This is a genomic window from Nostoc sp. (assembly GCF_036917455.1).
GTDB lineage: Bacteria > Cyanobacteriota > Cyanobacteriia > Cyanobacteriales > Nostocaceae > Nostoc.
In genome coordinates this window covers 1-8,434 of record NZ_JBALDK010000110.1, presented here as the reverse complement: position 1 = coordinate 8,434, position 8,434 = coordinate 1, and the positions used below count along the sequence as shown (strand labels likewise).

The window sequence follows — 8,434 nt, the reverse complement described above, 5'->3', positions numbered from 1 at the left end:
GGTCATGCTTAAAACTGCTGGAATTCATGTGCAATAGACATTTTGGCAGTTTTTGACTCCTCTTTTCTCAGGCTTTGTGAGAAATCCGGGTACTCCGAATATTGATTTGAGTGCGGGACAAAATACTCTAACAGGATGGAGATTTTATAGTTAGAGTAACTAAAGATTTTCTGGAACTAAAACATAAAGATAGTGTTAGATAAAAGCATATTAGTCTCTAGTCCTATAGATGTCAATACGGTTCAGTTAAGGGCTACTGGCAATAACTTTGGGTTTTTGAGACGTGATAAATCGTCGTCTATACAAGTGTTTTGGGCTTATCTGAACTGTATTGCTATAGATGCGCGATAAGAGATATCAGCCAAATTAGTTTTCTTTTAACTTTCATGCAGTTTGAATGGGATGAAGCGAAGAATCTCGAAAACATTCGCAAACATAAAATTGACTTTGCCGATTTCCCTAAAATGTTTGATAGTACGATGCTAATTGAGCTAGATAACCGTTTTGATTATGGTTAAGAACGCTGGTTAGGTATCGGTTTTCTCGGTAACGGCGTAGCAGTAGTCATCTGGACAGAACGGCAAAGTGATGTCATCCGAATTATTTCAGCCCGAAAGGCAAATCGATATGAGCGCCAACGATTTGAACAATATATCACATACTAATTGGGAAGCATTGGAATCGATGTCAGATGACGACATTGATTATTCTGATATTCCACCGTTAAACAATGAGTTTTTCGATAAGGCAATGTTGAGATTACCAGCAAATCAAGCACGGAATTTAATTCAGATTGATCCAGATGTCATATCTTGGTTTCAATCCCAAAGTGTTGAATACAAAACACTCATCAATTCTGTCTTGCGTCAACACATCGAAAATAGTAGTGGCAAATGAAATGAGTAAAAATGTAGAAATTACCCGATAATTTCCGCATTTTAGTTACTTTATTTAAACTAATGCTTTCAGTAATGCCTGAAGCTTAAGCTGCACCTCTGCAAACTCTTTGTCAGGATCGGAACCTGCAACGATACCAGCACCAGCATACAATCTGGCGCGATCGCCATTGTCTCGTTCCTAGTCGCAGATTGGGAAGGCCTGATGGTGGGCTGCTGCCTCTTAAATTGCGACAAGCAGCCCAATGAGAAGCATTTTCAGTCAGAGGCTGGAAACGAGGTTTTAAAACTGGACTTTAGACTAAAAAGCACAAAATAACTCAGAGAAGCTGAGTTGAGAACAACCAAAGCAAAAAAGTAGAAAAATCACAAATTAAGCGGTTTTTGGTACGGCTTTATGTGAAGTAGTAGTACGCTTTTTAACTTCCATGAATGACGCGCCCTCTACCACTGATTTATACTAGCTTACAGCGCTGCTTACAACACCCTTAAGGGCTGCAATTCCCTGTTCAATGCTAGCCCACAGACCCATGTCAGGTTCTTTGCCGGCTATCTCTCGCGTTCCGACGAAGTAAAGAACGCCTTTAAGAATCTCTTGGTGAGCACGATTTTCAAAATTAACTCGGTTGAGCGGTTCCATCAAATCTTGAAGCTCATCATTTAAGGACTGGGCAACCTTGTGTAGAACCAGCCCTGTCATTGTCTGTTGATGCTTTAGCAACTCAAGCTGTAAGTACTTGTCATACAGAGTTAGCTCGGAGCCGCTCATCATTTGGCTTACCTTCTGGGCATGTTGTTGAGTAATGTCGCGAGGTTCTGCTGCATTGTCGTATTTAGAAACAACTGCTTCAATGATGCCGAGATTTTCGCGATCGGTGCTGATCATTTTTTCGAGCCGCTCGCAAATCGTATTGTCGTCCGTCTGTTCTATTAATTTTTGCTCACTTTCCAACAGAACATTCTGAAAAAGCTTTAAATCAGCAAGCTTAGTCGCTATATTTGTCACATCAGCCATTGTATTATTAACTCCAGACTACAGGTTTTATTGGTTATTACAAGCTCTCCTCACTTTTTCCATATTCTCGTGAGGTTTGAGTAAGTCCGTCCCTCCTTAGAAAGATTTATATCAAGTTTGGTAAGTATGTTTAGTATAAACAGTGGTGATGTAAACTGTATCAATTTCTGTTGCTGTGGTCTGCAATCTTGTAATGCTTCCCTGCGGGACGCTACGCGAACGTAGATACTTGGTCATTTACGTCTAAATACTGGTGATAACGATAAATCTGCCAAACTATAAGCGTTACGAGTTAGCAATATTGCATCCGTCAGTTCAAAAGTTGTGGTTCTAGCAGGGAGCTTTGCAAGTTCTTTTGGTATGGATAAATGATTACGGACATCTGCCCTATAAAAAATAGCAAGAGAAATTAGCCATTAAACTAACGCTTTCAGTAAAGCTTGAAGTTTCAGCTGCACCTCTGCAAACTCCTTGTCAGGATCAGAGCCAGCCACGATACCAGCACCAGCATACAATCTCGCGCGATCGCCATCAATCAATGCTGACCGAATTCCCACAATAAACTCGCAGTTACCCTGAGAATCTATCCAACCTAGAGGCGCAGCATACAAACCCCTTTCAAAGTTTTCATAACGACGAATTTCGGCACAAGCTACATCTTGGGCTGCACCTGCAACGGCTGGCGTAGGATGCAATTGTCCAACAATCTTTAATGGGTGGATGTTAGCTGGAACTACAGCACTTATTGGTGTCCATAAATGCTGGATATTCGATAATTGTCGCAGCCGTGGTGCTAGTATTTGCGGTAATAAACCTAACTGGGATAGGCGTTGTGTAATAAAATCAAGCACTAGGGAATGTTCATGCTTTTCTTTTTCACTATTAAGTAAGCGATTGGCATTAGCTGCATCTTCAGCAGGAGTTTTACCTCGTGGTGCAGAACCAGCCAAAGCATCTGTAATTAACTGCTGATTATTAATACTAATTAATCTTTCTGGACTTGCACCAATAAAGTTTTGTCCTTTGCCATTACTGGTAGAAAAGATATAACAATTAGGATGTATTTGTCTAAGATTATTTAAAGATTTAACTAAGTCAAACTGATTGCTTGATTTTACATCTAATATATCTGCTAAGACAATCTTGCTTAAATGCCTAGACCGAATTTTTTCCAAAACAGATACTACTGAACGTTTAAACTGAGTAGCATTCGTGACAGATTTATTGTAGAAGTTTGCCGGGAAGCAATCAATATTAGCAGAGTAATACTCTAAAGATTGGATAAATTCAATTTTATTTTGCAGATTCTCCAACAACCTTTGAATATTTGTATTTTCATTAATAATTATATTTGTTACTAATATACAACGCTGATTTTTAACAGCTACTTGCCAACATGGAAGAAAAATGGTACCAGATGGAAATGGATAATCGACTTGGGTATTTTTATCAAAAAAGCTGAAATAAGAAAAAAAGTGAGGCCCAGAAAAAGGTTGATTAGCGTTACCAAAATTAATTATATTTTTTAGACAAGATTTGATAAAATATTCAGCTTGAGCAAAACGATCTGCACCATCAATCTGTAATTTTGCTACAGAATCAATTGCTGCGATCGCTTCTCCTTTAGCTCTGTCCTCAAAGTAAAAATTTATTTCATTTGCTTGTGTAAGTCGATCCAATACAAGTAAAGGATCAACTAAACCGATCTCTTGAGAGATACTGACAATTTGCTTGTCATTATTTTGGAGGCACTTTTCTTGGACTAATAACAGAAATTGACATAAATCTTTGCGCTCTACAAACAAGTTGTTACGACATGGTGAAACTGTCATGGATCTAACGATAGTAAATTTTTTTTAAGTTACTTCCTAAAGTGTAATTAATCGTGGTCGTATTTTTACAGGTAACATATTAAGTTGCCATTTCACTAGCGTAGGATTTGCTTTGTTCATGGTGTTCTTAGACCATAATAAGACAATTTCAGCCTGAGACTGCAACGTGTGGGTGAGTATTAACAACACAAGGTTAACAAGTGATATTTGTTTATATATCACCAAAATTTAGCGTCTCTTTAAATCATAAAATCTCAAGCGTGAGTAATATTCCGGTAATTTAATTAATCACAACTGATGACTACCAAGCAAATTTTATATCCAAACACTAAGTTATGGATGGCAGCGATTAAACCGCCAATGTACAGCGTTGCCATTATGCCCATTTGGGTAGGAACAGCAGTCGCTTATGCAGAAACTCAAATGTTCAATGGAGTAGTATTTTCTACTTTTGTAACTGCCGCAATCTTAATTCTTGCCTGGGAAAATATCAGTAATGATGTCTTTGATTCGGAAACAGGCATCGATCAAAATAAGCACCATTCTCTGGTGAATTTGACTAGCAATAAGCCATTAGTATTTTGGATAGGAAATTTGTGTTTAGGTTTGGGGTTGCTGGGCATACTAGCGATCGCTTTTTGGCAACATGACCTAACTGTTATCGGTATAATACTACTTTGCTGTGGTTTAGGCTACACGTACCAAGGGCCTCCCTTTCGCTTAGGATATCAGGGTTTAGGCGAGATTATTTGCTTTTTTGCCTTTGGCCCCTTAGCAGTGGAAGCCGCATATTATAGCCAAACCCAAACTTGGTCAATGACAAGTTTAGCAGCCTCAGTGATTGTCGGAATTGCCACAACCTTAATTTTGTTTTGCTCACACTTTCACCAAGTTAAGGATGACATAGCCGCAGGGAAGCGATCGCCTATTGTCCGTCTAGGAACAGCAAAAGGGGCCCAACTCCTCGTTTTCTTTACTGGTAGCATTTATCCCCTCACCTTGCTATTTGTACTATTGGGGATTTCTCCAGCTTGGACATTGCTGAGTTGGGTAAGTTTACCCTTTGCTGTCAAATTATGCCGCCACGTTCAAGAAAATCACAACCACCCGGACAAAGTTAGTAACTGTAAATTCATCGCCGTAGCCGTGCACTTCTGGGCTTGCTTGCTGTTGGGCTTGGGATTTATGCTTTAGCAATTACTAATTAATGCGTTATCAATTTAAATTTCGTCCATATCAGCGAAGATTTTTGCGATCGCTTACCACTAATCATGGTAAGTGGGATATTCGTGAAGGTATTATCCTCCGTCTCACCGATGAATCAAGTAAAGTCGGCTGGGGAGAAATTGCCCCCATTAGCTGGTTTGGTTCCGAAACCCTAGAACAAGCCTTAGATTTTTGTCGCCAACTCTCAGGAGAAATCACAGACGAAACGATTTTTTCAATCCCAGATGAGTTACCTGCTTCTCAATTTGGCTTTGAGTCAGCCTGCGAGTGGGGGAGTAGGGAAGATGAAAAAAATAATTTCATAACTTTTAACTCCTCACTCCTAACTCCTAATTCACTCTTCTACAGTGGCTTATTACCATCTGGGGAAGCGGCTTTAAATCAATGGGAAATTTTATGGCAGCAAGGATATCGCACATTTAAGTGGAAAATTGGTGTGGATGCGATCGCTGATGAACTAGAAATTTTTGAGTCACTGATAGACACCTTACCAGCCTCTACCAAACTGCGATTAGATGCTAACGGTGGACTTAGCTATGAGGAAGCTAACTTATGGCTGTGGACTTGCGACAATCTCAAAGCAAATCCAGAAATACCCCTAGAAATTGAATTTATCGAACAACCGCTACCCGTTGAGCAATTTCAGGAGATGTTGGAATTGAGTACGAGTTATGAAACTGCGATCGCTTTAGATGAATCTGTTGCCACACTTGGACAACTCGCCGCCTGTTATCAACAAGGCTGGCGAGGGATTTTTGTCATCAAGCCTGGGATAGTGGGATCGCCATCTCGTCTAAGAAAGTTTTGCCACCAGCATGAAATTGATACCGTATTTTCATCAGTATTTGAGACTGCGATCGCTAGACTTGCAGCCCTCAAACTAGCGGCGGAATTATCTCAAAACAATAGGGCAATTGGTTTTGGCATCGACCATTTTTTTGAACAAGAAGAAACCTGGTTTCAAACTTTATGGAACGGCTTTTAGACTGTCTTAATAATCTAGCTCAAGATAATTGGCTTATCGGTTATGATAGCCACAAATTTAATCAAATAGCTCAAGAATTATACTTAGAACTAATACAATTGTCAGCGTGTGGAACACCACCGAAAATCATTTTAGCCGAACGCGAACCATTACGATTTTTAGCAAGTTTTATTGCTGCTTGTGCTGCTAACTGTCCGGTTTTTCTTTGTAACCCCGACTGGGGAACACAAGAATGGCAACAAGTCTTTGATTTAGTACAGCCAGACATCATTTGGGGAGAACTACTCCACTCTCCCACTCCCCTACTCTTTAGTACAGACACGATTAATCGCGTCTCTCCCCATATCTTATTTTCTCACTCAGCACGGGCTAAACGCCCCGCTACTGCTAACAGCACCCAGCACTCAGCACTGATTCTGATTCCTACAGGTGGTTCATCGGGGCAGATTAAATTTGCCATCCATACTTGGGAAACTCTCACAGCATCTGTACAAGGATTTAGCGAATACTTTCAACTAAAGCAAGTCAATTCTTTTTGCGTTTTACCACTATATCACGTTAGCGGTTTAATGCAATTTGTGCGCTCTTTTACGACCGGAGGTAAACTAGCTATTCAACTATTTAAAGCCGTAGAATCTAGTCAAATATTAAATATTAAAAAATCAGAATTTTTCATATCTTTAGTACCAACGCAGTTACAACGTCTCCTGCAAAATCCCGAATTAACTGAATGGCTATCCCAATTTAATACTGTACTTTTGGGAGGTGCGCCAGCATGGAACGAATTACTAGAAAAAGCCAGATTTTATCGCATCCGGTTAGCAATTACTTATGGCATGACAGAAACCGCTTCTCAAATTGCCACCCTCAAACCAGATGATTTTCTCGATGGTAAAATTAGCAGTGGTCAAATTCTTCCCCATGCCAAAGTAACTATTCGCAATCAGCAAGGTGAAATTTTAAATTCCAATCAAATAGGGAATATCACAATTCATGCTCAATCTTTATCTCTTGGTTACTATCCAATAACCCGAGAAAATAAAATTGATTTTCAAGTAGATGATTTAGGCTTTTTAGACGAGCAAGGTCATTTAAATATTGTCGGACGTAACAGCGATAAAATTATTACAGGTGGAGAAAATATTTATCCAGCAGAGATTGAATCAGCTATACAAGCTACTCAAATGGTTGCCGATATTTGTGTCATCGGCATCCCAGATAAACACTGGGGACAAGCCTTAACAGCGATTTACATTCCCAAAAAACCAGATATCTCTGCCTTAAAAATCAAAACTCTACTCAAAGACAAACTCAGCAAATTTAAAATTCCAAAATATTGGATTCCCCAGCAAAACTTACCCCGTAACTCTCAAGGTAAGATTAACCGCCAAAAGTTACAACAAATAGCCACAGAATTCCTCCAAAATCCCATCACATAATCTCTCTCGCTCTTCTTCTCTCTGTGCCCTCAGCGTCTCTGCGGTTCGTCTCCAACCACTGAATAATCTCATTAGGTAATTCCCGCTTATTTCTACTACTCACATCAATACAAACATGACGAGTAATAGCCTTAGTAACTACCACCTCACCCACAGTAATTTCGTAAGTAATTTCAAACTTCTCAACACCTATTTTTTGGGGAATTAGACTAATCAGTAACTTGTCCCCAACAAACATAGGACGCAAAAAATCGACACTAGCATGAACAATGGGAAACCCCACAGACGGATTAGTAAAAAAATCTTTGAGATTAATACTTGATGCTTCTAGAGATTCTTCATAAGCTTCATGGCAAATGGCCAAAACGTTGGCAAAATAAACTACCCCAGCAGCATCAGTATCTTGAAAACGAACTGTGCGGTTATAAGTAAAAGGCATTTTTGACAATTGAATATTAAAAAAAAGGCAGATTTATTCTCTGCTTTATAAACTAATTTTATTGCATAGGGTTGAATATAGCGTGAGGAAAAGCGATCGCTTCTACATTGACTTTAACGGCGGAACCTCGAAGTCATTAAACGATGACAAACCAGGAGTAGCGCGAACCCTTTCTCAACAGTTATTAAGGTCAGGAACATCGATTGGAGCTAATGTAGAAGAAGCACAAGCTGCTCAAAGCAAAGCAGATTTTATCAGCAAGCTCATGATTGCACTAAAAGAATCCCGTGAAACTCGGTACTGGTTAAGGTTGCTCATTGCTACCGAAATAGTACCTCAATCAAAAATTAGTCAACTCCAAACCGAAGCCGAAGAACTAACCAAAATTCTTGGTGCCATAATTATCTCCACCAAAAGCCCCACCTAACTTCATCCTCTTCAATTTTTAATTTTTAATTTTCAATTTTTAATTCCTAAACGGAGAGGGGGAGATTCGAACTCCCGGAGGTTTTAGCCTCATCCGATTTCAAGTCGGACGCAATCGACCACTCTGCCACCTCTCCAGTAAATCTGTCAAACTTGTGCCGTACCCTACTTTCAA

11 protein-coding genes, 1 tRNA gene and 1 pseudogene are annotated in these 8,434 nt (G+C 39.6%); 7 read left to right on the top strand and 6 right to left on the bottom strand.

Translation table 11 applies throughout. The features are described from left to right. Positions 1-386: 386 nt before the first annotated feature. Genes V7K42_RS12165 through V7K42_RS12155 form a run of 3 tightly spaced genes read left to right on the top strand, consistent with a single transcriptional unit; the run spans position 387 to position 897 of the window. The gene (locus V7K42_RS12165; RefSeq protein WP_334916452.1) at positions 387-518 is read left to right on the top strand and encodes a BrnT family toxin; all 132 of its coding nucleotides are present in this window, start codon (positions 387-389) and stop codon (positions 516-518) included. A gap of 15 nt (positions 519-533) precedes the next feature. Further along, the gene (locus tag V7K42_RS12160) at positions 534-665 is read left to right on the top strand and encodes a hypothetical protein (protein WP_334916456.1); all 132 of its coding nucleotides are present in this window, start codon (positions 534-536) and stop codon (positions 663-665) included. Further along, the gene (locus tag V7K42_RS12155; protein WP_334916454.1) at positions 628-897 is read left to right on the top strand and encodes a BrnA antitoxin family protein; all 270 of its coding nucleotides are present in this window, start codon (positions 628-630) and stop codon (positions 895-897) included. The genes V7K42_RS12160 and V7K42_RS12155 overlap by 38 nt, the downstream gene beginning before the upstream one ends. 54 nt (positions 898-951) lie before the next feature. Here the strand turns inward: V7K42_RS12155 and V7K42_RS28940 are convergent. The 4 genes and pseudogenes from V7K42_RS28940 to V7K42_RS12140 all read right to left on the bottom strand — a co-directional run. Further along, a pseudogene (locus V7K42_RS28940) lies at positions 952-1,068 on the bottom strand (chorismate-binding protein); the annotation flags it as partial. Between the two features lie 288 nt (positions 1,069-1,356). Next, positions 1,357-1,911, bottom strand: a complete 555-nt coding sequence (locus V7K42_RS12150; RefSeq protein WP_334888029.1) for a hemerythrin HHE cation-binding protein — start codon at positions 1,909-1,911, stop codon at positions 1,357-1,359. 111 nt (positions 1,912-2,022) lie between these two features. Beyond that, positions 2,023-2,148 carry a hypothetical protein gene (locus tag V7K42_RS12145; RefSeq protein WP_334916450.1) on the bottom strand — a complete coding sequence of 42 codons (126 nt, stop codon included), beginning with the start codon at positions 2,146-2,148 and terminating at the stop codon, positions 2,023-2,025. Positions 2,149-2,327: 179 nt separating this feature from the next. Beyond that, positions 2,328-3,743: an isochorismate synthase gene (locus V7K42_RS12140; RefSeq protein ID WP_334916448.1), complete on the bottom strand. Its 1,416-nt coding sequence runs from the start codon at positions 3,741-3,743 to the stop codon at positions 2,328-2,330. Positions 3,744-4,040: 297 nt separating this feature from the next. On the opposite strand from V7K42_RS12140, the gene menA reads away from it, so the two are divergent. Genes menA through V7K42_RS12125 form a run of 3 tightly spaced genes read left to right on the top strand, consistent with a single transcriptional unit; the run spans position 4,041 to position 7,394 of the window. Beyond that, entirely contained in the window at positions 4,041-4,937 is an 897-nt protein-coding gene (menA, locus tag V7K42_RS12135) for a 2-carboxy-1,4-naphthoquinone phytyltransferase (protein WP_334916446.1), read from the top strand. A 13-nt stretch (positions 4,938-4,950) separates the two neighbouring features. Then, the gene (locus V7K42_RS12130) at positions 4,951-5,955 is read left to right on the top strand and encodes an o-succinylbenzoate synthase (RefSeq protein WP_334916444.1); all 1,005 of its coding nucleotides are present in this window, start codon (positions 4,951-4,953) and stop codon (positions 5,953-5,955) included. Then, positions 5,940-7,394, top strand: a complete 1,455-nt coding sequence (locus V7K42_RS12125; protein WP_334916442.1) for a 2-succinylbenzoate--CoA ligase — start codon at positions 5,940-5,942, stop codon at positions 7,392-7,394. The genes V7K42_RS12130 and V7K42_RS12125 overlap by 16 nt, the downstream gene beginning before the upstream one ends. On the opposite strand, the gene V7K42_RS12120 is transcribed toward V7K42_RS12125, so the two are convergent. Further along, entirely contained in the window at positions 7,387-7,833 is a 447-nt protein-coding gene (locus V7K42_RS12120; protein WP_334916440.1) for an acyl-CoA thioesterase, read from the bottom strand. The two genes, V7K42_RS12125 and V7K42_RS12120, sit on opposite strands and share 8 nt — an antisense overlap. Positions 7,834-7,915: 82 nt before the next feature. Between V7K42_RS12120 and V7K42_RS12115 the strand changes: the two genes are divergently transcribed. Further along, positions 7,916-8,260, top strand: a complete 345-nt coding sequence (locus V7K42_RS12115) for a four helix bundle protein (RefSeq protein WP_334916438.1) — start codon at positions 7,916-7,918, stop codon at positions 8,258-8,260. A gap of 51 nt (positions 8,261-8,311) precedes the next feature. Here V7K42_RS12115 and V7K42_RS12110 read toward each other — a convergent pair. Continuing rightward, positions 8,312-8,396 (bottom strand) — tRNA-Ser (locus tag V7K42_RS12110). Positions 8,397-8,434 lie beyond the last annotated feature (38 nt).

Coding starts and splice junctions, on each gene's coding strand:
- V7K42_RS12145 (WP_334916450.1), bottom strand. CDS start 2,148: ATGACCAAGTATCTACGTTCGCGTAGCGTCCCGCAGGGAAGCATTACA.
- V7K42_RS12150 (WP_334888029.1), bottom strand. CDS start 1,911: ATGGCTGATGTGACAAATATAGCGACTAAGCTTGCTGATTTAAAGCTT.
- V7K42_RS12140 (WP_334916448.1), bottom strand. CDS start 3,743: ATGACAGTTTCACCATGTCGTAACAACTTGTTTGTAGAGCGCAAAGAT.
- V7K42_RS12165 (WP_334916452.1), top strand. CDS start 387: ATGCAGTTTGAATGGGATGAAGCGAAGAATCTCGAAAACATTCGCAAA.
- V7K42_RS12130 (WP_334916444.1), top strand. CDS start 4,951: ATGCGTTATCAATTTAAATTTCGTCCATATCAGCGAAGATTTTTGCGA.
- V7K42_RS12125 (WP_334916442.1), top strand. CDS start 5,940: ATGGAACGGCTTTTAGACTGTCTTAATAATCTAGCTCAAGATAATTGG.
- V7K42_RS12155 (WP_334916454.1), top strand. CDS start 628: ATGAGCGCCAACGATTTGAACAATATATCACATACTAATTGGGAAGCA.
- V7K42_RS12120 (WP_334916440.1), bottom strand. CDS start 7,833: ATGCCTTTTACTTATAACCGCACAGTTCGTTTTCAAGATACTGATGCT.
- menA (WP_334916446.1), top strand. CDS start 4,041: ATGACTACCAAGCAAATTTTATATCCAAACACTAAGTTATGGATGGCA.